23 protein-coding genes are annotated in these 26,999 nt (G+C 70.8%); 18 read left to right on the top strand and 5 right to left on the bottom strand.

Features of this window, described 5'->3' with window-relative positions; all coding sequences use genetic code 11:
- Positions 1 to 122: 122 nt before the first annotated feature.
- From LPW41_RS08915 to LPW41_RS08865, 11 genes are all read left to right on the top strand, one after another.
- Entirely contained in the window at positions 123 to 1,538 is a 1,416-nt protein-coding gene (locus LPW41_RS08915; RefSeq protein ID WP_230704631.1) for a replication-associated recombination protein A, read from the top strand.
- Between the two features lie 188 nt (positions 1,539 to 1,726).
- Entirely contained in the window at positions 1,727 to 2,356 is a 630-nt protein-coding gene (gene rpsD / locus LPW41_RS08910) for a 30S ribosomal protein S4 (protein ID WP_144833486.1), read from the top strand.
- Between the two features lie 569 nt (positions 2,357 to 2,925).
- The gene (locus tag LPW41_RS08905; RefSeq protein WP_230704630.1) at positions 2,926 to 3,213 is read left to right on the top strand and encodes an ATPase; all 288 of its coding nucleotides are present in this window, start codon (positions 2,926 to 2,928) and stop codon (positions 3,211 to 3,213) included.
- Positions 3,214 to 3,276: 63 nt separating this feature from the next.
- Entirely contained in the window at positions 3,277 to 5,946 is a 2,670-nt protein-coding gene (alaS, locus tag LPW41_RS08900) for an alanine--tRNA ligase (protein ID WP_230704629.1), read from the top strand.
- The gene (ruvX, locus tag LPW41_RS08895) at positions 5,943 to 6,416 is read left to right on the top strand and encodes a Holliday junction resolvase RuvX (protein WP_144833482.1); all 474 of its coding nucleotides are present in this window, start codon (positions 5,943 to 5,945) and stop codon (positions 6,414 to 6,416) included. Before alaS ends, ruvX begins: the two co-directional genes overlap by 4 nt.
- A gap of 2 nt (positions 6,417 to 6,418) precedes the next feature.
- Positions 6,419 to 8,230, top strand: coding sequence for an endolytic transglycosylase MltG (mltG, locus tag LPW41_RS08890; protein WP_230704628.1), 1,812 nt, complete (start codon positions 6,419 to 6,421; stop codon positions 8,228 to 8,230).
- Positions 8,224 to 9,060, top strand: coding sequence for a shikimate dehydrogenase (locus LPW41_RS08885; protein ID WP_230704627.1), 837 nt, complete (start codon positions 8,224 to 8,226; stop codon positions 9,058 to 9,060). The genes mltG and LPW41_RS08885 overlap by 7 nt, the downstream gene beginning before the upstream one ends.
- Before the next feature lie 4 nt (positions 9,061 to 9,064).
- Positions 9,065 to 10,291: a chorismate synthase gene (gene aroC, locus LPW41_RS08880; protein ID WP_154096652.1), complete on the top strand. Its 1,227-nt coding sequence runs from the start codon at positions 9,065 to 9,067 to the stop codon at positions 10,289 to 10,291.
- Between the two features lie 190 nt (positions 10,292 to 10,481).
- Complete coding sequence (locus tag LPW41_RS08875; RefSeq protein ID WP_144833783.1) at positions 10,482 to 10,970, top strand: shikimate kinase; 489 nt, start codon at positions 10,482 to 10,484, stop codon at positions 10,968 to 10,970.
- A complete protein-coding gene (aroB, locus tag LPW41_RS08870) occupies positions 10,967 to 12,043 on the top strand; it encodes a 3-dehydroquinate synthase (protein ID WP_154096653.1) in 1,077 nt (358 codons plus the stop codon). Before LPW41_RS08875 ends, aroB begins: the two co-directional genes overlap by 4 nt.
- 34 nt (positions 12,044 to 12,077) lie before the next feature.
- A complete protein-coding gene (locus LPW41_RS08865; protein WP_230704626.1) occupies positions 12,078 to 12,614 on the top strand; it encodes a GNAT family N-acetyltransferase in 537 nt (178 codons plus the stop codon).
- Positions 12,615 to 12,696: 82 nt separating this feature from the next.
- Here LPW41_RS08865 and LPW41_RS08860 read toward each other — a convergent pair whose 3' ends face one another.
- The 3 genes from LPW41_RS08860 to LPW41_RS08850 all read right to left on the bottom strand — a co-directional run bounded on the left by LPW41_RS08860 (position 12,697) and on the right by LPW41_RS08850 (position 16,584).
- On the bottom strand, positions 12,697 to 14,016 hold the full coding sequence (locus LPW41_RS08860; RefSeq protein ID WP_144833470.1) for an MFS transporter: 1,320 nt from the start codon (positions 14,014 to 14,016) through the stop codon (positions 12,697 to 12,699).
- A 13-nt stretch (positions 14,017 to 14,029) separates the two neighbouring features.
- A complete protein-coding gene (locus LPW41_RS08855; protein WP_230704625.1) occupies positions 14,030 to 14,935 on the bottom strand; it encodes a shikimate dehydrogenase in 906 nt (301 codons plus the stop codon).
- A gap of 1,016 nt (positions 14,936 to 15,951) precedes the next feature.
- On the bottom strand, positions 15,952 to 16,584 hold the full coding sequence (locus tag LPW41_RS08850) for a TetR/AcrR family transcriptional regulator (protein ID WP_154096656.1): 633 nt from the start codon (positions 16,582 to 16,584) through the stop codon (positions 15,952 to 15,954).
- A gap of 63 nt (positions 16,585 to 16,647) precedes the next feature.
- On the opposite strand from LPW41_RS08850, the gene LPW41_RS08845 reads away from it, so the two are divergent.
- From LPW41_RS08845 to LPW41_RS08825, 5 genes are all read left to right on the top strand, one after another.
- Positions 16,648 to 18,459: a sugar phosphate isomerase/epimerase and 4-hydroxyphenylpyruvate domain-containing protein gene (locus LPW41_RS08845; RefSeq protein ID WP_230704624.1), complete on the top strand. Its 1,812-nt coding sequence runs from the start codon at positions 16,648 to 16,650 to the stop codon at positions 18,457 to 18,459.
- Positions 18,460 to 18,472: 13 nt separating this feature from the next.
- Positions 18,473 to 18,931, top strand: a complete 459-nt coding sequence (locus tag LPW41_RS08840) for a type II 3-dehydroquinate dehydratase (RefSeq protein WP_144833460.1) — start codon at positions 18,473 to 18,475, stop codon at positions 18,929 to 18,931.
- Between the two features lie 73 nt (positions 18,932 to 19,004).
- Positions 19,005 to 19,565 (top strand): elongation factor P, encoded by a 561-nt coding sequence (gene efp / locus LPW41_RS08835; RefSeq protein WP_144833458.1) that lies wholly within the window; start codon positions 19,005 to 19,007, stop codon positions 19,563 to 19,565.
- A 2-nt stretch (positions 19,566 to 19,567) separates the two neighbouring features.
- Entirely contained in the window at positions 19,568 to 19,978 is a 411-nt protein-coding gene (nusB, locus tag LPW41_RS08830; RefSeq protein ID WP_144833456.1) for a transcription antitermination factor NusB, read from the top strand.
- A 322-nt stretch (positions 19,979 to 20,300) separates the two neighbouring features.
- A complete protein-coding gene (locus tag LPW41_RS08825) occupies positions 20,301 to 23,246 on the top strand; it encodes a DEAD/DEAH box helicase (protein ID WP_230704623.1) in 2,946 nt (981 codons plus the stop codon).
- A gap of 13 nt (positions 23,247 to 23,259) precedes the next feature.
- Here LPW41_RS08825 and LPW41_RS08820 read toward each other — a convergent pair whose 3' ends face one another.
- The gene (locus tag LPW41_RS08820; RefSeq protein ID WP_230704622.1) at positions 23,260 to 24,258 is read right to left on the bottom strand and encodes a DUF2207 domain-containing protein; all 999 of its coding nucleotides are present in this window, start codon (positions 24,256 to 24,258) and stop codon (positions 23,260 to 23,262) included.
- Between the two features lie 207 nt (positions 24,259 to 24,465).
- Positions 24,466 to 24,861 carry a tautomerase family protein gene (locus tag LPW41_RS08815; RefSeq protein WP_144833449.1) on the bottom strand — a complete coding sequence of 132 codons (396 nt, stop codon included), beginning with the start codon at positions 24,859 to 24,861 and terminating at the stop codon, positions 24,466 to 24,468.
- A gap of 156 nt (positions 24,862 to 25,017) precedes the next feature.
- Here LPW41_RS08815 and LPW41_RS08810 point away from each other — a divergent pair, with 156 nt between their 5' ends.
- Entirely contained in the window at positions 25,018 to 26,580 is a 1,563-nt protein-coding gene (locus tag LPW41_RS08810) for a Rieske 2Fe-2S domain-containing protein (RefSeq protein ID WP_230704621.1), read from the top strand.
- Between the two features lie 3 nt (positions 26,581 to 26,583).
- Positions 26,584 to 26,979, top strand: coding sequence for a VOC family protein (locus LPW41_RS08805; RefSeq protein WP_144833445.1), 396 nt, complete (start codon positions 26,584 to 26,586; stop codon positions 26,977 to 26,979).
- The last annotated feature ends 20 nt before the right edge of the window (positions 26,980 to 26,999 follow it).

The raw sequence follows: 26,999 nt of genomic DNA, 5'->3' as shown, positions 1-26,999 counted from the left end.
TCCTCTCGCCCGTCACGGGCCCTTCGATCCTACAAAGCGGCGCCCGCGCGACATTCCCGCCCGCGCCCGTCGCGGTCCGCCCGCCCGGGCTCGATGTCGGAGGCCGCGGTTAGCCTGGAGGGGTGACCCCTTCCTCCGCCCTCTTCCAGGGCCAGACGCCGCTCGCCGTGCGCATGCGGCCGACCAGCCTCGACGAGGTCGCCGGCCAAGGGCACTTGCTGCGACCGGGATCGCCGTTGGTCACACTCGCGACGACCGACTCCTCGTCATCCGCGTCGGCGGCCTCGGTCATCCTCTGGGGCCCGCCCGGCACCGGCAAGACGACGCTCGCCCAGGCCATCGCCCGATCGTCGGGGCGACGCTTCGTGGAGTTGTCGGCGATCACCGCGGGCGTCAAAGACGTGCGCGAGGTCATGCAAGAAGCCCTCACCCAGCGCGATCTGTACGGGCAGTCGACGATCCTGTTCCTCGACGAGATCCACCGCTTCACCAAGGCCCAGCAAGACGCGCTGCTTCCCGGCGTCGAGAACGGCTGGGTCGTGCTCATCGCCGCGACCACCGAGAACCCGTCATTCTCGGTGATCTCGCCCCTGCTCTCGCGCTCGCTCCTGCTGACCCTGCGTCCCCTCGGCGACGACGACCTCGGAGCCCTGGTGGATCGCGCGGTGACCGACCCCCGCGGCCTCGCCGGACGCGTGGTGCTCGACGACGACGCCCGGGCGGCCCTGGTGCGCCTGGCCTCCGGCGACGCCCGACGCGCCCTCACCGCCCTCGAGGCGGCGGCCTCTGTCGCGGGCGACGATGCGGGGGCGACCGCACCGGCCGTCCGCGACGCCGAGGACGAAGACGACTCCGACGACGACGAGGATCCCGGTCCGTTCACCGGCGGAGGAGACGAGCTCCCCGTCATCACCGCCGACCACATCGCCCAGGCCGTCGACCGCGCCCTGCTCCGCTACGACCGCCAGGGCGACGAGCACTACGACGTCATCAGCGCCTTCATCAAGTCGGTGCGGGGGTCGGATCCGGATGCCGCGATCCACTACCTCGCGCGCATGATCGAGGCGGGCGAGGACCCCCGCTTCATCGCGCGGCGCCTGGTCATCTCGGCCGCGGAAGACATCGGCATGGCCGACCCGCAGGCCCTGCAGATCGCGGTGGCCGCGGCCGACGCGGTCGCGTTCATCGGCATGCCCGAGGGGCGCATCCCCCTTGCCGAGGCGACCGTGTACCTCGCCACGACCGCCAAGTCGAACGCCGCCTACAACGCCATCAACGCCGCGATCGCCGACGTGCGCGCGGGCGGGTTCGGACGCGTGCCGATGCACCTACGCGACGCCCATTATCCCGGCGCCAAGCGACTCGGGCACGGCAAGGGCTACAAGTACGCGCACGACAGCGACATCGGCATCGTCACGCAGCAGTACCTGCCCGACGAGCTCGTCGGCAAGCGGTACTACGAACCCACCAGTCACGGTGCCGAACGCGACGTGTCGGCGCGTCTCGAGAAGATCCGCCGCATCCTCGAGGGGCGCTGACGCGGCATCCGGCATGCTCCCGGCGCGCTCTGATAGCATGAACCGGCTCGAAACAGGGTTTTCGGGCATCCCCTCCTTCCTGTGATCACCTTCCGGTGCGCCCCGGCGTGCGCTTCGGATCGGGCGGAAGGGGGCGATACGCCCGTGAGCCGTGAAAGGCGCGGCCACGTCATCGGAAGGAGAACTTCGTGACCACGAAGTCTCAGGACCGCCGCAAGGTGCGTCTGTCGCGCGCCCTCGGCGTCGCACTCACCCCCAAGGCCGCCCGCTACCTCGAGAAGCGTCCCTACGCTCCCGGTGAGCACGGCCGCACCAAGCGCAAGGCCGACAGCGACTACGCCGTCCGTCTCCGTGAGAAGCAGCGTCTGCGCGAGCAGTACGGCATCCGCGAGAAGCAGCTTCGCATCGCGTTCAACGAGGCCCGCCGCACCGACGGCCTGACCGGTGAGAACCTGGTCGAGCTGCTCGAGATGCGTCTGGACGCCCTCGTCGTGCGTTCGGGCTTCGCCCGCACCACCGCGCAGGCTCGCCAGCTCGTCGTGCACCGCCACATCATGGTCGACGGCCAGCTCGTGGACCGCCCGTCGTTCCGCGTCAAGCCGGGACAGCTGATCCACGTCAAGACCAAGAGCGAGGGCCTCGAGCCCTTCCAGGTCGCCGCCGCCGGTGGGCACGCCGAAGTGCTGCCCCCCGTTCCGGGCTATCTCGAGGTCGACCTCTCCACGCTGCAGGCGAAGCTTCTGCGCCGCCCCAAGCGCGCCGAGGTTCCCGTGACGTGTGAAGTTCAGCTCGTCGTCGAGTACTACGCCGCCCGCTGATCTCAGCGAGCAGAGAAGGGCGTCGGGTTCTCCCGGCGCCCTTCGTCGTTCCCGGGTCGCGCTGTCACGCCGCCCTTCGTCCTTTCGGGGTCGCGCTCCCGCGTGGCCCTTCGTCGTTCCCGGGTCGCACTCCCGCGCGGCCGTTCGTCGTTCTCAGCCCGAGCACCGGCCTCCCCGGACACGACGCAGGAGATCCGCCGTCAACGGTCGGCAATCCGGGGGCAACGGGCGGATCCGCGTCCGATCTCCTGCGTTGTGTCCGCCCGGACTTCCTGCCGGCGCCGGGCACCCGTCGCGGGCGAGAGGGACGCAACGCAGCAGTCTCGGCGCCGCAGCCCTACGCACGCAGGGCCGCGAGCCACCGATGAGGCAGAACTCCTGCGTCGTGTCAGGACACGCGGCCGCTCCGACACGGCAGCGCTCCGCGACGCGACGGCGGCGGGAAGCGCCCGCAGGCGGCTGGGGACGGGCCGACTCCACGGCATCCCGTCGGTGGACGCGCGCGCCGCGGGGGCCGTCGCTTACGATGAGGGATGCCGCGATCGCGGCGTCGTATCGAGGAAGAAGTGGTGATCGTGAAAAGCCTCGTCTGGTTCGCGTTGGGTATCGCCGGTGGTTTCGTCGCCGCCCACCTGGTCAACAAGGACCCGCGCGGGCAGGAGGTGCTCGCCCAGCTCGACTCGCGCATCGGCGAGTTCACCGACCGTATGAGCGACGCCTACCACCAGCAGGAGACCCGACTCTCCGAGATCATCGACGACGCCAAGGGCGTCGCCGCCGCCGCTGTCGACAAGACCGCGGATGCCGTGGGCGACGCCGCCGCTACGGCCACGAAGGCCGTTTCCTCCTCCGACTGACCTCCCTGCGGCATCCGTCCCCGAACACCGGGGCGAATCCGCACGCGCACGGAAAGACCCGCCATGAAAACCGCCGAGATCGCCCAGCGCTTCCTCGACTTCTTCGAGAAGAAGAACCACACGATCGTCCCCTCGGCCTCGCTCGTCACCGACGACCCGGCCCTGCTGTTCACCGTGGCGGGCATGGTGCCCTTCATCCCGTACCTCAGCGGTGTCGTGCCGCCGCCGTACCCCCGCGCGGCCGACGTGCAGAAGTGCATTCGCACCAACGACATCGAGGAGGTCGGCAAGACCCCGCGTCACGGCACCTTCTTCCAGATGCTCGGCAACTGGTCGTTCGGCGACTACTTCAAGGAAGACGCGATCCGCTTCGCGTGGGAGCTGCTCACCGCGCCCGAGTCGGAGGGCGGACTCGCCTTCGACCCGAAGGATCTGTGGGTCACCGTCTACGAAGAGGACGACGAGGCCCGCGACCTCTGGCTGAAGCTCAGCACCCTGCCTGACGAGCGCATCCAGCGCCTCGGCAAGGACACGAACTACTGGTCGACCGGCCTGCCGGGCCCCGCCGGCCCCTGCTCGGAGATCTTCTTCGACCGCGGTCCCGCATACGGCATCGACGGCGGTCCCGCGACCGACGACGACCGCTACGTCGAGATCTGGAACCTCGTGTTCATGCAGTACGAGATCACCAACGTGCGCTCGAAGTACGACTTCGACATCGTCGGCGAGCTGCCCGCGAAGAACATCGACACCGGCATGGGCCTCGAGCGCATCGCGTTCATCAAGCAGGGCGTCGACAACATGTACGAGACCGACCAGGTGCGCCCCGTGCTCGACCTGGCCGCGAAGCTCGCGGGCAAGTCGTACGGCCAGGAATCGCACGAAGACGACGTGCGCCTGCGCATCGTCGCCGACCACGTGCGCTCCTCGCTCATGCTGCTCGCCGACGGCGTGACCCCCTCGAACGAGGGACGCGGCTACATCCTGCGCCGCATCATGCGCCGCGCGATCCGCTCGATGCGCCTGCTGGGCGTCGAGGGCGCGACCTTCCCCGAGCTGTTCGCCGCCTCGCGCGACGCGATGAAGGAGTCGTATCCCGAGGTCGAGGCCGACTACGCGCGCCTCTCGGCCTACGCGATCGCCGAGGAGCAGACGTTCCTGCGCACGCTCGCGGCCGGGTCGGCGATCCTCGACCAGTCGGTCGTCGAGGCCAAGAACGGCGGCGGCACCACCCTGTCGGGCTCCGAGGCGTTCCTCCTGCACGACACCTACGGCTTCCCGATCGACCTGACGCTCGAGATCGCCGAAGAGGCGGGCTTGTCGGTCGACCGTGCCGCGTTCGACACGCTCATGCTCGAGCAGCGCACGCGCGCCAAGGCCGATGCCCGCGCCCGCAAGGGAGCGCTCGCCGACCAGAGCGCATACCGTGAGTTCCGCTCGCTGGGCGAGACCGTGTTCACCGGCTACACCGAGATGCAGACCGAGTCGAAGATCCTCGGCATCCTCGTGCAGGGCCAGGGCACCGACCGCGCGTCGGAGGGCCAGATCGCCGAGGTCATCCTCGCCGAGACCGCCCTGTACGCCGAGTCGGGCGGCCAGGTCGCCGACAAGGGCGTCATCGTCGGCCCGGGCTACGAGCTCGAGGTGCTCGACGTGCAGCGCCCCGTTCCGGGCCTGGTCAGCCACACCGTCGAGGTCACCACCGGCGAGGTGTCGGTCGGCGCCCCCGCGACGACCGTGGTCGACGCGCTCAACCGCCACGCGGCTCAGCAGGCGCACACCGCGACGCACCTCGTGCACGCGGCGATCCGCGACACGCTCGGCAAGAGCGCGACGCAGACCGGTTCGCTCAACCGCGCCGGGTACATGCGCTTCGACTTCAGCTGGGGCTCGGCGCTGTCGCCCGAGACCCGCACCGAGATCGAGGACATCGCCAACAACGCCGTCCGCGACAACCTCGAGGTCACCACGCGCGTGATGTCGCTCGACGAGGCGAAGGCCGCCGGCGCCATGGCGCTGTTCGGCGAGAAGTACGGCGACACCGTGCGCATGGTCGACATCGGCGGCCCCTGGTCGCGTGAGCTGTGCGGTGGCACCCACGTCGCCCGCAGCGCTGAAATCGGCCTGGTCAACCTCGTCGGCGAGCAGTCGGTCGGCGCCTCCAACCGTCGTGTCGAGGCCCTCGTCGGTCTCGACGCCTTCCGCGACCTCGCCGCCGAGCGCGCGATCGTCTCGCAGCTCAGCTCGAGCCTGAAGACGCCGCGCGAGCAGCTGCCCACGCGCATCGCCGAGCTCGCCGCCAACCTCAAGGCCGCCGAGAAGAAGATCGCGGCCTTCGAGGCGCAGGCCCTGACCGGTCGCCTGCCGCAGCTGGTCGAGTCGGCCGTCGCGGTCGGCACGGTGCGCGTCGTCGCACAGAGCCTGGGGGAGGGCGCGTCGGCCGACGACGTGCGCTCGCTCGCGCTGCAGGTGCGCGACCGCCTGGGCACCGACCCGGCCGTGGTGGCGCTCGCGACCGTCGCGGGTGGGCGTGCCACCGTCGTCGTCGTCACCAACGACGCGGCGCGCGAGCGCGGTCTCGCCGCGGGCGCCCTGGCCAAGAACGCCGCCGGTGTGCTCGGCGGCGGAGGCGGCGGACGCCCCGATGTCGCGCAGGGCGGTGGAACGGATGCCGCGGCCCTCCTGCAGGCGCTCGACGGCATCGTCGCCGACGTGCGGGCGACCACCGCGTGACGGAGTTCCGCCGCGGTATCCGCCTCGGCATCGATGTGGGGCGCGCCCGCGTGGGCGTGGCGCGCTCCGACCCCGACGGCGTGCTCGCCGTTCCGGTCGAGACGGTCCAACGCAAGAAGGAGCCGGTGCGACGCATCGTCGCCCTCGCCGCCGAGTACGAGGCGTTCGAGGTGCTCGTCGGTCTGCCGCTGAACCTGCGCGGCGACGACACGCCCTCGACCACCGACGCGCGGGCGTTCGCCCAAGCCCTCGCCGACGCCCTGCCGATGCCGGTGCGCTTGGTCGACGAGCGTCTGAGCACGGTGTCGGCGCACGGCGTCTTGCGGGAAGCAGGACGTTCCCAGCGCGATTCTCGTAGCATTGTGGATCAAGTCGCCGCTGTGGTCCTGCTGCAGCAGGCGCTCGACGTGGAGCGACAGTCCGGCGAGCCGGCCGGACCCGCCGTCACACCGGGACAGGAGCCCGCCTGACAATGCCCGAGAACCAGCCCCCCGAGAACGATCCGTTCGCCGACCTGTACGGCCGTCTGCCCGACCCCCGCCGGGCCGCGCGGTCTTCATCCGGCGACGACGCCGCACCCCCGTCGCGCCGGGCCGCGCGCGAGGCCCGGCGCACGTCGACGGGTCCGACCCCCACTCCCGAGTCGTCCGACGCCCCGACGCCCGACGCCGCCCCGCGCTTCGATGCGGCCCGCCGTGCCCCCGAAGACACCCCCGTGGCTCCGCCAGTCGAGACCGCGCGCCCCACCGCGCAGGACAGCCCAGCCCCCGCGCCCGCCCCGCGCGCGGCCGACGACGGCCCCACCGTCGTGCCGACGGCCGTCCCGGCCGCGGAGGTTCCGGATGCCGCGCCCCGGCGCACGGCATCCGCCCCCGCTCTCCGCGGAGACGACCTGGCCCAGCCCGGGCCGGTGCGCCGAGGCACGGACGGCCCCGCCCTCTCGTCGGACGCCGCGCGCCGCGCCGCCGCCGCCGCTCCCGCTCCCGCAGCCCCCTCCGGCCCGTCAGCGGCCGCTTCGCCCCCGGTCGAGCCCGCGCGCGACGAGGTGCGCGAACCCGTGCTCGTCGGCGCCGGAGCCGCGGCCGCCGGGTCTGCGGCATCCGGTTCGCGCTCCGCCGCGGCGGGGTCGCTCGAAGACCTGTTCACCGGCCAGACGACCACCCACGACATCGGCGAGCACGCCCCGCGCGCAGCGAAGAAGCGTCGACGGATCGCGGGGTGGATCGCCCTCGCCATCGTCGTCCTGATCGTCGGCGGCGTGGCCGCCGGAGGCCTCTATGTCTGGAACACCTACGGCGACCGTGTGCGCGAGTTCCTGGGCACGAGCGAACCGATCGAGTACGCGGCCGGCGAGGCCACCGGCGAAGCCCGCGTGACGATCGTCGCGGGCGACACCGGCGAATCGGTCTCTCCCAAGCTTTTCGACGCGGGCGTGACCAAGGCGTCGAACTCGCTGTACAAGTACATGGTCGACAACGCCGTGGGCTTCACCTTCCAGCCCGGCGTCTACAAGCTGCAGCAGAAGATGACCTCCGAGGCGGTCATCGCGGCGCTGAAAGACCCGGCCACCCGACTGAACTACTCGGTGCAGCTGCGCGAGGGCCTGACCCTCAACCAGTCGCTCGACCTCATCGCGGAGCAGCTCAAGATCCCGCGCGCCGACCTCGACGCCGCGACCGCCGATCCCTCGCAGTACGGGGTTCCGGCCTCGACGCTCGAGGGCTGGATCTTCCCGGCCACGTACGACTTCGACGAGGGCGTCACCGCGCAGCAGGTCATCCAGACCATGGTGCAGCGCACCGTGCAGTCGCTCGACAAGGCCGGAGTGCCCGAGGGCGATCGCGAGCGGATCCTCATCATCGCCTCGATCATCGAGCGCGAGGCACGCAGCAGCGAGGACTTCTACAAGGTCTCGCGCGTGATCGAGAACCGCCTGCAGCCCGACAACACCGAGACGCACGGCCTGCTGCAGATGGACTCCACGGCCCAGTACGGCGCGAACGAACTCGACGCCGGTTCGTCGTCGTCGAGCGAGAACGCGCTCACGAGCGACAACCCGTGGAACACCTACATCCGCCCGGGGCTCCCCGTCGGACCGATCGCGAATGCCGGCGATCTCGCCATCGATGCGGCCATGCACCCCGTCGACGGCACCTGGTACTACTTCACGACCGTCAACCTGGCCACCGGTGAGACGGTGTTCTCGACCACCTACGCCGACCAGTTGAAGGCCGTCGACCAGTTCCAGGCCTGGTGCCGCGAGAACCCCGACGGCGGATGCTGACCGGCCCGACCCGGCTGGCCGTCTGGGGCGACCCGATCGCACACTCGCGGTCGCCCCGGCTGCACGCCGCGGCCTACGGCGTGCTCGGGCTCGACTGGGAGTACGACCGACGCCAGGTCGACGACGCCTCGTTCATCGGTGAGATCGAGGCCCTCGACGCGACCTGGCGGGGGCTGTCGCTCACGATGCCGCTCAAGCAGGTCGCTGCGGCCCGCGCGGCGACCCTCGACGACGACGCGCGCCTGACCGGCGCGGTCAACACGTACCTGCTGACCGCCGACGGACCGCACGGGTTTAACACCGACGTCGGCGGCCTCGCTCGCGCCCTGGACGAGTACGGCGTGCGCGAGCCGCGGCTGGTGCGGGTGCTCGGCGCGGGGGCGACGGCGACCTCCGCGGTCGTCGCGGCGGCCCGCGCCGGAGCCTCGACGATCGAGGTGCGCGCCCGGCGCCCCGAAGCGGCCGCACGGCTCACGGACCTCGGGGCGGCACTGCAGGTCGAGGTGCGGGCGCGATCGCTGGACGATCCGCATCTCGCGTCGGCGGATGCCACGATCGCGGCGCTCCCGGGCGGGATCGACCTCGGCCCGGTCGGCGACGCCCTGGCATCCGGCTCCGGCCCCCTCGTCGACGTGGTCTACGGCGGGTGGCCGACCCCGCTCGCCCTCGCGTGGGAGCGGGCGGCCGTCGCCGCGCACGACGGCCTCGGGATGCTGCTGCACCAGGCCCTGCTGCAGGTGCGGGTGTTCGTGGGGGAGGACCCGGCTCGCCCCCTCTCGCGCGAGCCCGAGGTGCTGGCCGCAATGCGCATCGCGCTCATGGGAGACTAGGGACATGCTTCGCGTCTTCACCGCCGGCGAGTCCCACGGCCCCGAATTGATCGCCCTCATGGAGGGGATGCCGGCCGGCGTTCCCGTCTCGTCGGCGCAGATCCGCGCCGAGCTGGCGCGTCGGCGCTTGGGCTACGGCCGCGGCTCGCGCATGAAGTTCGAAGAAGACGAGCTCACGCTCTCGACCGGCATCGTGCACGGCTTCACCATCGGCAGCCCCATCGCGCTGCGCATCGGCAACACCGAGTGGCCGAAGTGGACCGAGGTGATGAGCCCCGAGCCCGTCGAGCTCTCCGACCGCTCCCGCGGCCGCGGCGCCGCCCTCACGCGCCCGCGACCCGGTCACGCCGACCTCGTCGGCATGCAGAAGTACGGCTTCGACGAAGCGCGACCCATCCTCGAGCGGGCCTCGGCCCGCGAGACCGCCGCGCGCGTTGCCCTCGGCGCCGTCGCCCGCTCGTTCCTGAACGAACTCGGCATCCGTCTGGTCAGCCACACCCTCTCGATCGGCCCCGTTCGCGTCCCCGACGACGCGGAGTTCCCGACGCCCGATGACGTCGACCGCCTCGACGCCGATCCGCTCCGCTGCTTCCACGCCGAGACGAGTGCCGCGATGGTCGCCGAGGTCGACGACGCCAAGAAGTCGGGCGACACCCTCGGCGGTGTCGTCGAGGTGCTCGCCTACGGCCTGCCCCCGGGGCTCGGTTCGCACGTGCAGTGGGACCGCCGCCTCGACGCGAGGCTCGCGCAGGCGCTCATGAGCATCCAGGCGATCAAGGGCGTCGAGGTCGGCGACGGCTTCCTCACCACGACCCGCCGGGGCTCGCAGGCCCACGACGAGCTGTTCGCCACCGACGGCGGCATCACCCGCTCGTCCGACCGCGCGGGCGGCACCGAGGGCGGCATGTCGACCGGCACCGTGCTGCGCGTGCGCGCGGGCATGAAGCCGATCGCCACGATCCCCAAGGCGCTGCGCACCGTCGACGTCGCCACCGGCGACACGGCCGCGGCCCACCACCAGCGTTCCGACGTCTGCGCCGTGCCCGCCGCGGGCGTGGTCGCCGAGGCCATGGTCGCCGTGACCCTCGCCGACGCGGTGCTCGAGAAGTTCGGGGGCGACAACGTCGCCGAGACGCGCCGCAACCTCGAGTCGTACCTGGCGAACCTGCCTGAGACGCTGCGCACGAGCGACGCGTCCGACGCGGCGCTGCTCGCGCATGACCTCGCCTGAGCGGGTGCCCGCCGACGAATCGCACGCCGGGGGTCCCGGGCTTCCGGGGGCTGCCGGCAGCGCGGCGGCATCCGGTGACTCCGGCGCACCCGGTGTCTCCGGCGCACCCGGTATCTCCGGCGTGCCCGGCAGCGCGGCGACACCCGGGCCCGACGGTGCTCCCGGTCCCGCCGTCGTGCTCATCGGTCCGATGGGCGCCGGCAAGACGAGCGTCGGTCGTCGCGTCGCGCGTGCGCTCGGCACGACCTTCACCGACACTGACAAGCTCGTCGTGCGCGACCACGGACCCATCCGCGACCTGTTCCTCGCCCACGGCGAGCCGCACTTCCGCGCCCTCGAGCGCGAGGCCGTCGTCGAGGCCCTCGGGCGCGGCGGAGTCGTCGCCCTCGGTGGGGGAGCCGTGCTCGACCCGCTCACCCGCGAACGCCTCACCGCGCATCGTGTCGTTCTGCTGACGGTGTCGCCGCACGTGGTGGCTTCGCGCATCCACGGCGACGAGCGTCCCCTGCTCGGCGGCGAAGACCCGGCCGAACGCTGGCTGCGCATCTTCGAGGAGCGCCGGCCCATCTACGAATCCACCGCCCACATCGCGTTCGACACGTCATCGGGGCCGTTGTCCCGCGTGGTCGACGACATCGTGGCCTGGGCGCAGAGCGTCCCGGCCCAGGAGGCACCATGAGCGACACCACGACCATCTCCGTCGCCGGCGACCCCGGTTACGACATCACCGTCGGCCGCGGGCTGCTCGCGACCCTGGGCGAGAAGCTGCCCGCCGGAGCGCAGAAGGTGCTCATCGTGCACCCGCCGACCCTCGCGAAGCAGGCCGAGGCGCTGCGCGCGCAACTCGTCGGCGACCACCAGGTGCTGCTGGCCGAGATCCCGGATGCCGAGCAGGGCAAGCGCGTCGAAGTGGCGGCGTTCTGCTGGCAGGTCATGGGACAGGCCGACTTCACCCGCACCGACGTCGTGATCGGCTTCGGCGGGGGAGCGGTCACCGACCTCGCCGGCTTCGTCGCCGCGACCTGGCTCCGCGGCGTCGCGCTCGTGCAGGTGCCCACCACGGTGCTCGGCATGGTGGACGCCGCCGTCGGCGGCAAGACGGGCATCAACACCGCCGAGGGCAAGAACCTCGTCGGTGCGTTCTGGCCTCCGGTCGCCGTGGTCTGCGACCTCGACCTTCTCGACACGCTGTCGAAGAACGAGGCCACCGCGGGGTTCGCCGAAGTGGTCAAGGCGGGCTTCATCTGGCATCCGGAGATCCTCGACCTCATCGAGGCCGACCCGACGGGCATCGTCGACCCGCGCGGTGACGCGTTCCGTCGCTGCGTCGAGCTCGCGATCGACATGAAGGCCCGCGTCGTCGGCGAAGACCTGCGCGAGGCAGGACTGCGCGAGGTGCTGAACTACGGCCACACCCTCGGCCACGCGATCGAGCACGCCGAGCGCTACCGCTGGCGCCACGGCGCGGCCATCTCGGTCGGCATGGTGTTCGCCGCCGAGCTGTCGCGTCTGGCCGGTCGTCTGTCCGACGACGTCGCTCAGCGTCACCGCACGGTGCTGGAGTCGCTGGGCCTTCCGACGACCTACCGCGCCGGCGCGTTCCAGACGCTCAAGGCCACCATGCAGCGCGACAAGAAGAGCCGCGGCAGCATGCTGCGCTTCATCGTGCTCGACGACCTCGCGCGCCCGACCGTGCTGCAGGCTCCGGACGAGTCGCTGCTGTTCGCGGCGTACCAGGAGGTCGGTGCGTGAGCACCGCACGGTGCCGTGTGGAGAAGGCGCGCGCGTGAGCGTCACCGTGCGCCGCGTGCGCGCGGGGGAGGGCGACCGCGTCCGCACGCTGCGCCTGCGCGCGGTGAGCGACCCGGCGGCATCCATCGCCTTCCTCACCACCCTCGAGCAGGAGCGCACGCGCGCGCAGGAGTTCTGGGACGACCGCGCCTCGGCCGCCGCCGCGGGTGATGCGGCGGCGATGTTCATCGCGGAGCGCGACGACGCGTGGCTCGGTTCGGTGACGGTGCTCGTGCGTCGCGGGGGCGAGGTCGACCACACCGGTCGTCGCATCAGCGACGCGCGCGCCGACGTGGTCGGGGTGTACGTCGCGCCCGAACTCCGCGGCACGGGGGCGATCGACGCACTGCTCGACGCCGCCGCCCGCTGGACCCGCGAGCAGGGCTTCGACACGCTCGCCCTCGACGTGCACGCGGACAACGCCCGCGCCCAGGCCGCCTATCGCCGCGCCGGGTTCGTCGCGACGGGCGAGGAGTTCACCGGCCCGATCGGCCCCGAGCTCGCGATGAGCCGCTCGCTGCGCACGCTCTGACGCGCGGGTCTCGCCGCGCACGCAGAACCCCGCCTACGCGAAAGCCCCGCCTCACGGAGAGACGGGGCTTTCGCGTCAGGGGTCAGACCGTGGCGGGAACGCGGCGCTCGGCGGCGAGACCCAGCTGATCGGTGGGCACGTCCTTCGTCTCGCGAGCGGTCAGGGCGCTCACCGAGGCGATGACCGCGATGATCGCGGTGAAGACGCTGATCACGACCCAGCCGCCGGCCGACCCGCCACCGAGGGCGGCGACGATGCTGGGCGCGAAGCCGGCCATGAGGAAACCGAGCTGCGTGCCGATCGCCATGCCCGAGAAGCGCACGCGCGTGCTGAACATCTCGCCGTAGAACGAGGGCCACACGGCGTTGGCGGCGGCGTATCCGCACGAGAAGGTGAGGATCGCGAGACCGAAGGTCAGCAGGTCGTTCCCCGCGCCCATCGACAGCATGTAGAACGGCATGAACACCGCCGACGACAGCGCGCCGTAGATGAACACCGGCTTGCGTCCGACGCGGTCGGCGAGCTTGCCGAACAGCGGCTGCGTGAACAGCGCGACGACGTTGGCGACCACGACGAGCCACAGGGTGACGCTGGCCGCGAGGCCCTGCTCCTTGCCGTAGGCGATCGCGAGCGTGCCGAACACGGTCGAGACGGCGGCGATGAACGCACAGCAGATCACGCGCAGCACGTCGCGCCAGTGGTTCTTCAGCAGGGGGATCAGGGGCATGCGGGCGATCTGGCCGGTGGCCTTGGCCTGCTCGAACTCGGGCGTCTCGTGCAGGCTGCGGCGGATGAAGAACGCCACGATCACGACGACGGCGCTGAGCCAGAACGGGATGCGCCAGCCCCACGAGAACTTGATGTCGTCGGGCAGCGCGACCACCGGAATGAAGATGAGCGCGGCGAGGATCTGACCGCCCTGCGTGCCGGTGAGGGTCCACGAGGTGAAGAACGACCGACGCCCGTCGGGGGCGTGCTCGAGGGTGAGCGACGAGGCGCCCGCCTGCTCCCCGGCGGCCGAGAGTCCCTGCGCGAGGCGGCAGAGCACGAGCAGCACCGGAGCGAACCAGCCGATCTGGGCGAAGCCCGGCAGGCAGCCGATGATGAAGGTCGACAGACCCATCAGCACGAGCGTGAACATCAGCACCTTCTGGCGACCGATGCGGTCTCCGAAGTGGCCGAGGATCACGGCGCCCACGGGACGCGCGATGTAGGCGAACCCGAAGGTCGCGAACGACATCACGAGGGCCGCCTGGTCGCCCGACGGGAAGAACACCGTCGGGAAGATGAGGGCGGCGGCCGAGCCGAACAGGAAGAAGTCGTAGTACTCCACGGCGCTTCCCATGAAGCTGGCGGTGGCCGCCTTCACGGGAGTCTTCCGCGTCGTTGCGGTGGTGGTCATGGACGAGTGCTCCTTAGCGGGAGAGGGCCGGACCGACGGGGACGTCGGTGGTCGAGCCGGGGGTGACGAGGTCGAGGAAGTGGGCGGTCATGCGGTCGGGATCGGGTCGCGTCCCGGTGATGAGGGCGAAGGCGTCGACGGCCTGGTGGACCGCCATGCGTCCGCCGCTGAGGGTGCGGCATCCGCGCTCGCGCGCGGTGACGAGGAGTTCGGTATCGAGGGGGCGGTAGACGATGTCGGCGACCCACAACTCGGGGCGCAGCAGGTCGGCGTCGAGGGGGAGTCCCGGGTGCTCCGCCATGCCGACCGGGGTGCAGTGCACGAGGCCGTCGGCATCGGCGAGCACGGCGGGGAGGTCGGCGGGGGAGGAGGTGTCGACGACGGCGAGCGGATGCCGTGCCGCGAGGTCGTCCGCGAGGCCCTGCGCCCGCGCCGGGTCGAGGTCGACGATGCTCAGCCGGGCGGTACCCAGGCGCAGCAGCGCGTCGGCGACGGCCGACCCCGCCCCGCCGGCGCCGAGCTGGACGACGTGCCGGGTCTCGGCATCCGGGAGCCCGTCGGTGAACGCCGCGGCGAAGCCCGTCGTATCGGTGTTGTGGCCGACGCGGCCGGTGGGGGTGAAGAGCACGGTGTTGACCGCGCCGAGGGCGGCGGCGACCGGGTCGATGCGGTCGAGGTGCGCGAGCACGTTCTGCTTGCAGGGGTGGGTGACGTTGACGGCGTCGTAGCCGAGGCGTTCGGCCCAGGCGAGCACGTCGCCGATGCGGTCGGGATCGATGCCGAGAGCCGTCAGGTCGAGCGGACGGTAGACGTAGGTGAGCCCGAGCGCACGCGCCTCGGCCATGTGCATGGGCGGCGTCAGCGACGGGAGCACGCCCGTGCCGATGAGGCCCACGAGATAGGGGTGCGAGTCGATCACGGTACTCCTTCGTCTCCGCGACACCGGCTTATGTACTAACCGGTACGTTCAGAGGAAACCACGCTCGCGTCGCGGTGTCAACGACGGGATCGCGGATGCCGCGGACCCGGGGCCCACGCGCGTGTCCGGTGGCTTCGACAGGCTCAGCCACCTGCGAACCGAGGTCCCCGAGCTCGTCGAAGGGCCCGGGGCCAGCGGGGTGTCCGATGGCTTCGACAGGCTCAGCCACCCGCGAACCGAGGTCCCTGAGCTCGTCGAAGGGCCCGGGGCCCGCGGGATGCCCGGTGGCTTCGACAGGCTCAGCCACCTGCGAACCGAGGTCCCTGAGCTCGTCGAAGGGCCCGAGGCCAGCGGGGTGTCCGGTGGCTTCGACAGGCTCAGCCACCTGCGAACCGAGGTCCCTGAGCTTGCCGAAGCGCCCGGGGCCCGCGGGCATCCGGCGGCTTCGACAGGCTCAGCCACCTGCGAACCGAGGGCCCTGAGCTTGTCGAAGGGCCCGGGGCCAGCGCAGGTGACCGGTGACTTCGACAGGCTCAGCCACCTGCGACGCGAGGTCCCCGAGCTCGTCGAAGGGCCCGGAGCCAGCGGGGTGTCCGGTGGCTTCGACGGGCTCAGCCACCTGCGAACCGAGGTCCCTGAGCTTGTCGAAGGGCCCGGGGCCAGCGGGATGCCCGGTGGCTTCGACAGGCTCAGCGACCGGCGAACCGAGGTCCCTGAGCTTGTCGAACGGCCCGGGCCCACGCAGGTGACCGGCGGCTTCGACAGGCTCAGCCACCTGCGACGCGAGGTCCCCGAGCTCGTCGAAGGGCCCGAGGCCAGCGCGGGTGACCGATGGCTTCGACAGGCTCAGCCACCTGCGAACCGAGGTCCCTGAGCTTGCCGAAGGGCCCGAGCCCACGCGCAGGACCGGTGGCTTCGACAGGCTCAGCCACCTGCGAACCGAGGTCCCTGAGCTTGCCGAAGGGCCCGGGGCCAGCGCAGGTGACCGGTGACTTCGGCAGGCTCAGCCACCGGCGTCAGCGCGCGGGGGCCGTGAGCCAGCCGACCACCACGTCGCCGATCACCGCGCGCAGGTGCGGGCGACGGTCGGGGGAGGCGAGGTCAACGTCGAACAGGTGCCCGAACGTGTACTGGTTGGCGACCTGGAACACGCAGTACGCGCTGATCACCAAGTGCACGTCGATCGCGTCGACGTCGGCGCGGAAGAGGCCGTCGGCGCGACCGCGCTCGAGGATCTCGTCGAGCAGACCCTTGGCCGGCTGCGACAGGGTGCGCAGTCCCTCGATCTGACGGATGAAGGTGCCGCGGTGGATGTTCTCGATCGCGACGAGACGGATGAACGCGTCATGCCCGACGTGATGGTCGTAGGTCAGCTCGGCGAGGGCGCGGATCGCATCGACGGGGTCGGCGTGATCGACGTCGATCGCGCGTTCGGCCTCGCGGATCCCGCGGTACGCCTCCTCGAGGACGGCCCGGTAGAGCCCCTCTTTGCTGCCGAAGTAGTAGTAGATCATGCGCTTCGTGGTGCGCGTGCGGGCGGCGATCTCGTCGACGCGGGCACCCGAGAACCCGTCCTCGGCGAACACCTCGGTCGCCACCGCGAGCAGTTCGGAACGCGTGCGTTCGGCGTCTCGACGTGCCTCGGCCATGGCTTCAACCTACTGGACGGGGGGAGTGGACCCCGTTTGTACTAACTGGTACATTCAGCCGCCATGAAGACCTCGATGGCGACCGTCTGCATCAGCGGCACCCTGGCCGACAAGCTCCACGCGTGCGCGGCGGCCGGATTCGACGGCGTCGAGATCTTCGAGCCCGACCTGCTCGCCGCCCCCGAGAGCCCCGAGGAGATCGCCGCGATCGCCGCACGCCTCGGCCTCACGCTCGACCTCTACCAGCCCATGCGCGACGTCGAGGGCGTCGACGAAGACGCGTTCGCCGCCGTCCTGCACCGCGCCGAGGCGAAGTTCCGGCTGATGAACCGCCTCGGCATCGACCTCGTGCTGTGCTGCAGCAACGTGGCCACCGCGAGCATCGACGACGACGACGTCTCGGCGGGGCAGTTGCGCCGGCTCGGCGATCTCGCTCAGGGCTACGGCATCCGGATCGCCTTCGAAGCCCTCGCGTGGGGGAAGTACATCGACGACTACCGCCGCGCGTGGCGCGTCGTCGAACGCGCCGACCACCCCGCGGTCGGGGTGTGCCTCGACTCGTTCCACATCCTCTCGCGCGGGCACGACCTCGCCGACATCGCCCTGATCCCGGGGGAGAAGATCTTCTTCGTGCAGCTCGCCGACGCCCCGCGGCTCAGCATGGACGTGCTGTCGTGGAGCCGGCACCACCGCCTGTTCCCCGGCGAAGGCGACTTCGACCTGGCCGACTTCACCGCGCGCATCGTGGAGGCGGGATACACCGGCCCCTTGTCGCTCGAGGTCTTCAACGACACGTTCCGTCAGACCGATCCCCGCCGCACCGCCCTGCACGCGCGGCGATCCCTGCGCTGGCTCGAGGACGCCGTCGCGCGCACCCTCGCCGAGGTCCCGGCCGACCTGCGGATGCTGCCCGACTCCGCCGCTCCGTCGGGCGTGGACTTCGTGGAGATCAAGGCCGAGGACACCTCCGCGATCGAGGAGCTGCTGCACCAGCTCGGCTTCACCTCGCGCGGCCGGCACCGCACCAAGCCCGTGACCCTGTGGACCGCGGGCGACGCCCGCGTCGTGCTCAACGAGCAGCACGCGCGGGGGTGGGAGCCGCGTCTGGCCGCGATCGGGCTCGAGGTCGACGATGCCGAGGCCGTCGACCTGCGCATGCACGAACTGCGCGTTCCCCGCGCCTACCGTCGCACCTACGCCACCGAGGAGCGGCTCGACGGCGCGGTCGCCCCCGACGGCACCGAGGTGTACTGGGCGCAGGCCGCCGACGAGGGAGAACCCGCGTGGGTCGCGGAGTTCGAGCACGGCGAGCCCGAGACCCCCACCACCGTCGCCGGCGTCGATCACGTCAGCCTCTCGCAGCCGTGGCAGGCGATCGAAGAAGCCACCCTGTTCTACACCGCCGGGTTCGCGCTGCGCGTCGACAGCAGCACGGAGGTCCCGGGGCCGCAGGGCCTCGTCGCCAGTCGCGTGCTCGGCTCCCCGGGCGGCGAGGTGCGCCTGCCGCTGAACGTGGCACCGCCGATCCTCGCCGACCAGCGCGCCGGGGCCGCCCTGCCCCAGCACGTCGCGTTCGCGTGCACCGACGTGCGCGCGCTCGCCCGCGCCGCCCGGGAGCGCGGCTTCATTCCGCTCGCGATGCCCGGCAACTACTACGACGACCTCGCCGCGCGATTCGAGATGACGGATGCCGCGGTCGACGAGCTGCGCGAGCTGCACCTCGGCTACGACCGCGACGCCGCGGGGGAGTACCTGCACTTCTACACGCGCACGATCGGCGAGGTGTTCCTGGAGTTCGTCGAGCGCGTCGACGCCTACGCCGGATACGGCGCGGGCACCGCCCCCGTACGCCTGAGCGCGCAGGGCCGGCGCTGATAGCGTGCCGACCATGACCACGCCCCGTCGCCTGCTGCTCGTCAACGGTCCGAACCTCAACCTGCTCGGCACCCGGCAACCCGAGATCTACGGTCGCGAGACCCTCGCCGACGTCGAGCGGATCACCTCCGACGCCGCCGCGCGGTTCGGGCTCGAGGTACGCGCGATCCAGAGCAACCACGAGGGCGTGCTGATCGACGCGATCCACGCCGCCCGACTCGACTGCGCCGGCATCGTGATCAACGCCGGAGGGCTCACGCACACGTCCGTGTCGTTGCGCGACGCCCTGGCATCCGTCGACCTCCCCGTCGCCGAAGTGCACATCTCGAACATCCGCGAGCGCGAGAGCTTCCGGCACTTCTCGTACATCGAAGACGTCGCCGTCGTGCACGTCATCGGCGAGGGTGTGCCGGGCTACGCACGTGCGGTCGAACGCCTCATCGAGGTCATCTCGGGCCGCGCCGACGGCTGACGGCGCGCATCACGTAGACTCTGACGTCGGGCTCTCGCCCCACATCGACTCACGAAACGGAATATCGGCACTCATGGCATCCACCGCAGACATCAAGAACGGCGTCGTCCTGAACATCGACGGTCAGCTCTGGAGCGTCGTTGAGTTCCAGCACGTCAAGCCCGGAAAGGGCGGCGCGTTCGTCCGCACGAAGCTCAAGAACGTCATGAGCGGCAAGGTCGTCGACCGCACGTTCAACGCCGGCGCCAAGATCGACCTCGAGAACGTCGACCGCCGCGACTTCACCTACCTGTACAACGACGGTGAAGGTTTCGTCTTCATGGACGTCGCCGACTACGACCAGATCACCGTCGGTTCCGCCACCGTGGGCGACGCCGCGAACTTCCTGCTCGAGAACCAGCAGGTGCAGATCGCGCTGAACAACGGCAACCCGCTCTACATCGAGCTTCCGCCGTCCGTCATCCTCGAGGTGACCTACACCGAGCCCGGCCTGCAGGGCGACCGCTCCTCGGCCGGCACCAAGCCCGCCACCGTCGAGACCGGCTACGAGATGCAGGTTCCGCTGTTCCTCGAGACCGGCACGAAGATCAAGGTCGACACTCGCACCGGCGAGTACCTCGGCCGCATCAGCTGACCTTGAGCGCCCGTACCAAGGCGCGCAAGCGCGCCCTCGACATCCTGTTCCAGGCCGACGTGCGCGGCGAAGAGCTCGCGATCATGCTCGCGACAGAAGCCAAGCGCGCCGCCTCCGAGCCCGCTCGCGAGGCCTCGTGGCTCTACGCGCGCGACATCGTCGACGGAGTGATCGACAACCGCGACGCGATCGACGAGCAGATCACGACGTTCTCGAAGGACTGGTCGCTGCAGCGCATGCCCGCCGTCGACCGCGCCCTGCTGCGCATCGGCACGTGGGAGATCCTCTACAACGACGACGTGCCGACGGCCGTCGCGATCGACGAGGCCGTGGAGCTCGCGAAGGAGTTCTCCACCGACGACTCCGGTTCATTCGTGCACGGCGTGCTCGCGCGGATCGCGCGCTCGTCCTGAGCAGTCCCGACGTGGTGCGACGCGGCCCCGACCCCCGGTCGGCGGTCGCGTCGCGTCGTTTCACGAGCGGGGCGGATGCCGCGTGCGCGCAGGTCGACGGACCGGTATCGGGTCGCGCCGAGTCGAGGCATGGCGCGGCGGATGCCGCGTGCCCGCCGCCCGGCCTGCCTGCGACGGGTCGCATCGTCCGGCCCCGCGGCGGATACTCACGCATGAACGGTGTCGGCGCGCAGGAACATGAACTGCACGCGTTCATGCGCGCGGAAAGCGTTCATGGGTGGCCGCGCGCGTCCCTGTCGGAGGTCCACGGAAGGATCGCCGCGTGACGTCGTGGCGAGAGCTCATCCCCTCCGGCGGCACTGCGTCGTACGAGGCGCTCGCGCTGGGCGTCGAACTGCGTCAGCGCGAGGCGTACGACCCGGGCCGGTGGGAGGCGCGCGCCGTCGTGCCGGTGACCCCGCGCCTGCTCGCGCAGCGCCAGGACGACCTGCAACTCGCGGCCCGTCCCCTCGTGCGGGGGTCTCGCGAGGCCTGGATCAAGGCGGATGCCACGTGGGAGACGGTCCGCCGCTCGCCCGCTCGCTTCGACCCCGCTCACGTCCACTGGTTCGCCGAGCTGTTCGCTCTCGCTCAGGCCTTCCGCACGACGGGCCCCTTCGCGCCCGCCGGCGACACGATCGCGCTCGACACCGTCACCTCGCCCCTGCTGTGGCCGCACCTGGCGGCGGCGGAGCGGCTCGGCATCCCGCTCGTGTCGATGAACCCCCAGCAGAACGTGCGCCTCGCGAGCGCGGCGATCGCGCGGGTGGCGCTCGACGCCGTGGGCGGGGGAGCGCTGCGGATCTCGGCCGACCTCACGCTCGACGGCGACACCGTCGACGCGACGCGAGCGCGCGCGATCGGCGCGTCGGGGCTGTTCGCGTTCGAACTCGATCGCGACCCGGTGCCGATCGTGCTCGCTCCGGTCGCGTTGCCCGAGCCCCTGCCGACGCTCCTCGGCACCGCGGGGGTCGACGTACCCCGCGGCGAGGCCGACGAGTTCGTCGCCGAGGTGTACCCCCGGCTCGCGCGTCGCGCGCCGCTGTCGGTGGGCGCGGGGGTCCCGACGCCGCCGCCGGACCGTCCGATCCTCGAGGTCGCGGTGGCCTACGCCGATGACGACGTCGCCTACCGGCTCGAGTGGGTCTACCCCGGTGCTCGTCGCGTGGCCTACGACGCGGCGGACGACGCCGAGCGCGACCTCCGCGCCGAGGCGCAGGTCGGCGAGCGATTCGAGACGGCGTGGATGGCGGCATCCGACCTCCCCGTGATGCCCCGCGCGAACCTGCACGACGCGGATGCCGCCGTGTTCGCGACCCGGGTGCTCCCCGCGATCGACGTGCTCGACGAGGTGCGGGTGCGCACGACCGGCACGGCTCCGACGTTCCGCGAGCTGAGGGGCGACCCGTCGCTGCGGATCACGGCGGTCGAGTCGCTCGATCGCGACTGGTTCGACCTCGGCATCGTCGTGACGATCGAGGGGCGCCTGATTCCGTTCGGCACGCTGTTCTCGGCGCTCTCGCGCGGGCGCACGCGCATCAAGCTCTCGGACGGCGCGTGGTTCTCGCTCGCCCATCCGGCTCTGCAGCGGCTTCGCGACCTGCTCGATGAGGCGGCGGCGCTCGATGAGTGGGAGACCGGTCCGCGGCTTCCGCGCACGCACCTCACCTTGTGGGCGGAGTTCGAGGACCTCGCCGACCAGTCCGAGGCTGCCGTCGAGTGGCGCGGCCTGGCACGCGCGTTGCGGGATGTCTCCGAGGTTCCGGAGGTGCCGACGCCATCCGGGTTCCGCGCCGAGCTGCGCCCGTACCAGCGCGAGGGGCTGTCGTGGCTCGCGGTGCTGCACCGGCACCGGCTCGGCGGGATCCTCGCCGACGACATGGGGCTCGGAAAGACCCTGCAGTTGCTCGCCCTCATCGCCCACGCGAAGGCGTCGGGGGAGCAGCGGCCCTGGCTGGTCGTGGCACCCACCTCGGTGCTGCCGACGTGGCGCGACGAGGCGGCGCGCTTCGCCCCCGACCTGCGGGTCGCGGTGGTCGAAGCGACGGCCGTTCGCCGTGCGTCCGCGATCACCGACATCGCCAGGGGTGTCGACATCGTCGTGGCCCCCTACGGGGTCGTGCGGGCGGATGCCGCGGAGTTCGGCGCCGTGCACTGGGCCGGCGTCGTGCTCGATGAGGCGCAGTTCGTGAAGAACCCCGCGACGCGGATCCATCGCGCGATCGCGGCGTTGCAGACCGACGCGGTGTTCGCCGCCACGGGGACGCCGATCGAGAACGGTCTCGACGACCTGTGGGCACTGCTCTCGCTCACCGCTCCGGGGCTGTTCCCCTCGATCCGGCAGTTCCGCGAGGACTACACCCGCGCGATCGAGCAGCTGCCCTCCGACGCCCCGACGGCCCTGTCGGCGGCCGCGGCGAGCGCGCACCGCGAGAAGACGCTGGATCGACTACGCCGTCGGGTGCGGCCGTTCCTGCTGCGGCGCACGAAGGACGTCGTGGCATCCGATCTCCCTCCCAAGCAGGAGCAGGAGATCGCGGTTCCTCTCGGTCCCGCGCATCAGGAGCTGTACGACCGTGTGCTGCAGCGCGAGCGGCAGAAGGTGCTCGGGTTGCTCGACGATCTCGATCGGCAGCGCTTCATCGTGTTCCGGTCGCTCACCTTGCTGCGCATGCTGGCCCTCGCGCCGGGGCTCGTTGACGAGCGCGATGCGCATCTGGGGTCGGCGAAGCTCGACGTGCTGCTCGACCGTCTCGTCGAGGTGGCCGCCGAGGGACACCGTGCCCTGGTGTTCAGTCAGTTCACGTCGTTCCTCGATCTGGCGGCCGAGCGACTGGATGCCGCCGGTCTCGCGTACGCGCATCTCGACGGGTCGACGGCTCGTCGGGGGGATGTGATCGACGGGTTCCGCGAGGGGGATGCTCCGGTGTTCCTCATCAGCCTGAAGGCGGGTGGTTTCGGTCTGACCCTCACCGAGGCGGAATACGTGTTCCTGCTCGACCCGTGGTGGAATCCCGCCGCCGAGAATCAGGCGATCGACCGGGTGCACCGCATCGGTCAGACCAAGAGCGTGTTCGTGTACCGCCTCATCGCGGCGGGCACCGTCGAAGAGAAGGTGCGGGCGCTGCAGCATCGCAAGGCGGCGCTGTTCGACGCGGTGATCGATGACGACGACGCGTTCGCCGCAGCCCTCGACGCGGACGACATCCGGGGGTTGCTCGGGCCGTGATCCGCTCCTCGGCTCAGGAGAGCAATCCGTCGACGATCGCTCCCGCGGCGTCGAGGAGGTGGTCGGCGCCGGCAGCGATGTTCAGCACCCCGTTCACGAGGGCGTCGGCATCCATCACCTGCAGGAGCCCCTCCCCGATCTGCCCGATGACATCCTCCGACGTCTCACCGAGCTCATCGAAGTCGGCTCCGAGAGTGGCGAGCCACGCCTTCTCGACCCCGAAGATCACGGCGTAGGGGAGCAGCCGCTCGTTGAGCGCGAAACGCGACGCGGTGTCGCCGGGTTGCTGGAGTGACCCGGTCGGAGACTGCAGGGCGCGCAGACGCTCGGCCTCGGCGACGAGGAGATATCGACGGATGCCGTCGAGGTGCATGCGCCGTTCGGTCGCGGCCGGCGCGAACCGGCGGGATCGGCCCGGCGGAACGACGATGAGTGCTGCGGCGAGAAGGGCCTCGGCGCACAAGGACACGGCGAACGGCGCCGGGGGCGGGGGCGTGGCGAGGAAGACCCCCACGGCGAGGACGAGCAATGCGGTCGCCCAGCGGATGAGGGAACGACCGGAATACCACCCGCTCAGCAACCCCTCCGTGGTGAGGGCGAGTGACCGGGCGTCGACCAGTCTCCGCGCGCGTCGAGCGGTCCGTCGTCGGTCGCGGGAGAGCCGCCGTGAGAGGCGGCTCGGGGTCGCTTCACCGCAGATCGTGTCGAGCAGTCGGCGTTCTTCGTCGGTCAGGACCGCGCCGGCGATGAGTTGGACCGCGATCCCCGCGCGTGCGGTGCCACTCTCGGTCAGAAGGCGCACTCGTCGGCGGACCACGAGATCGACGAGTCCCGCCGCGAGGGCGCGCCGATCTCGACCGGCGAGGTTCGCGTCCTCGATGACGGACGCACCCGCCAGCGGCGAGAACTGCACGACCAGCGAGCGCGGAAGGCGTCCCGCGTTCGCTCGCGCGACGATGGCGCACGACAGCAGCACTCCCGCGATGATCAGAAGGGTCGTGGCTGCAGCCATGTCGCGACGGTAGGGGGACCCTCGCCGTCGTCTCGCGATCCGCGCGTCGCCCCGGGAGCGGGTGATGTCAGCGCCGGTGGGTCGACGTCCCTCAGGTGTTCGGCGCCGCTCGCCGGAGTCGTCGCCGAACATGCCGCGGATGCTTTTCACCCACGCCCGTTGTTCGTGGGCCCCCGTTCGGACTCCGACGAAGCGGCATCCGGGATCTCAGCCGAGCTCGCCCGTCACGAACTGCGCGGTGCCGTGACCGAACGACCAGTCGGCGTCGCCGTTCTCCGTGATGCTCACGACGAGGTCTTCTCCGCCGATGTCGAGGCGGTCCTTCAGGTTGCGGGCGAGGGCGCGGTACAGAGCGACCTTGGCGTCTTCCGTGCGCGCCTTCGATGCGAACCGCACGATGACGAGTCGCTCGCTGCGGGTGATCCCGAGACCGGTGTCGAGGGCCACGAGCTCGAACGGTTCGTGCTGGGTGAGGATCTGGTACCGGTCGGTGTCCGGGACGTCGAACGCTTCGACGACGGCATCCTGCACGGCATCCATCAGCGTGCGCAGCTGCGTCTCGTCGTACTGTCCGCGGATGGTGTCGATCATGGCAAGGGGCATTCGGGGGTCCTTTCGTCGGTACGCCCGGCACGGTACTCGCGCCCGGTATGCGGGGGAGTGGCTTGACGGGGACTTCTCGACACCGGCGCACTCCCCGGGCTCTCGCAGTCCGCCCCGCGTAGACTCGACGGGTTCCGCCCACGACACAGGAGCGTTATGAAGATCACCGGCCTCGGCCACGCGGGAATGTTCATCGAGACGCGCGGCGGCAGCATCATCTGCGACCCCGTCATCGGTCCGAGCTTCTTCGGCTCGTGGTTTCCGTTCCCCGACAACCGCGCCCTCGACTGGGAGCGGTTCGGCAAGGCGGACTTCCTCTACATCTCGCACCGCCACCGCGATCACTTCGATCCGGCGATGCTCGAGCGGTACGTGTCGAAAGACATCAAGGTGCTGCTCCCCGAGTACCCCACCGATGACCTCGAGCAGGACCTCCTCGCGCTCGGCTACACCAACCTCGTGCGCACCGAGGCGGGTGTTCCCCTGCAGTTCGGTGACCTGAAGCTCATGGTGACGCCGCTGCGCGCGCCCTCCGATGGTCCGATCGGCGACTCGTCGCTGTCGCTCGACGACGGAACCGCCTCGATCCTGAACCAGAACGACTCGCACCCGCTCGATCTCGACAAGCTGTTCGACTTCGGCAAGCCCGACGCGTACTTCACCCAGGTTTCGGGTGCGATCTGGTGGCCCATGGTCTACGACCTGCCGCAGGACGCGAAGCAGAACTTCGCCAAGCTCAAGCGCGATGCGCAGAACAAGCGCGCGATGTACTACATCGACAAGGTCGACGCCGAACACGTGTTCCCGATGGCCGGTCCGCCGATGTTCCTGCGCGAGGAACTGTTCCGCTACAACGGCACCGGCATGGACGACGACTCGATCTTCACCGACCAGCGCGAGTTCCTCGCCCACATGAAGGAGCAGCGTCCCGACCAGAAGGGGTACCTGTTCCTCCCGGGCACCGAGGTCGAGGTGCAGGGGTCGGATGTCACGGTCACCCAGACTCTGTACACGGATGCCGAGATCGAACGCGTCTTCGGCGACAAGTGGAACTACCTGGCCGAGCAGCGCGACAGCCGCCAGGCCGAGGTTCAGGCGGAGGAGGCGACGCGCGCCGAGATCATCCCGCCGGCCGAGATGCTCGCCGCGCTGAAGGAGTGGTGGGAGCCGCTGCTGCGTCGCGCCCGGGTGATCCGCAATGGCGTGGGCGGCATGGTGCGGTTCCGCATCGGCGAGCTCGACATGGTCGTGGACTTCCCGAAGGCGAAGCTCCGCGAGTACGCCGGCGAGGAGTGCATCTACTGGTACACGATCCCCGCCGACCTCGTGTCGACGAACATCCGCGATCACGAGATCGACTGGTCGAACTCGATCTTCCTGTCGATGCAGTTCGAGGTGGGTCGTTCGGGCAAGTTCAACGAGTTCCTCACGACGTTCCTGAAGTGCTTGTCGCGCGACCGGATCGAGTACGTCGAGAACTGGTACGCCGAGCAGTCGGACCAGACCGAGGATGCCGAGATCGACGGCTGGACCGTTCAGCGTCGCTGCCCGCACCTGCGTGCCGACCTGACGAAGACCGGCAAGATCGAGGACGGTGTGCTGACCTGTTCGCTGCACGACTGGAAGTGGGATCTGGCGTCGGGTCGGTGCCTGACGACGACCGGTCACCCGATCCGTTCGACCCGTGCCGCCGAACCGGCCGAGGTCGCCGCGAGCTGACCCGTGCCGGGGTTCCATCACGTCGAGGTGTGGGTCGCCGACCTGGCTTCGGCGCGTGCCGAGTGGGGATGGCTGCTCACCGCGGTCGGGTTCGAACGGACCGGCCAGTGGTCCGAGGGCGAGACGTGGAGTGCGGGGGACGGCCCGTACCTGACCCTGACGACGTCGCCGAACCTGTCGGGACCCGAGCATGATCGGCGCGCTCCCGGCGTGAACCATCTGGCGTTCCTCGGTGGTTCTCGGGCGCAGGTGGATGCCGCGATGGCCGCGGCGAGCTCTCACGGGTGGCGGTCGCTGTACCAGGAGCGGTATCCGTTCGCCGGTGGTCCTTCGCACTACGCGGGATGGCTGGAGAACTCCGCGGGGTTCAAGGCGGAGATCGTCGCGGACGAGGACTGACCCGACCGGGTACCTGGTGC

It is taken from the genome of Microbacterium sp. JC 701, assembly GCF_021026215.1.
Classification (GTDB): Bacteria; Actinomycetota; Actinomycetes; order Actinomycetales; family Microbacteriaceae; genus Microbacterium; species Microbacterium algihabitans.
The sequence above is the reverse complement of the archived record's forward strand: the minus strand, read 5'-3'. Positions and strand labels throughout refer to the sequence as shown.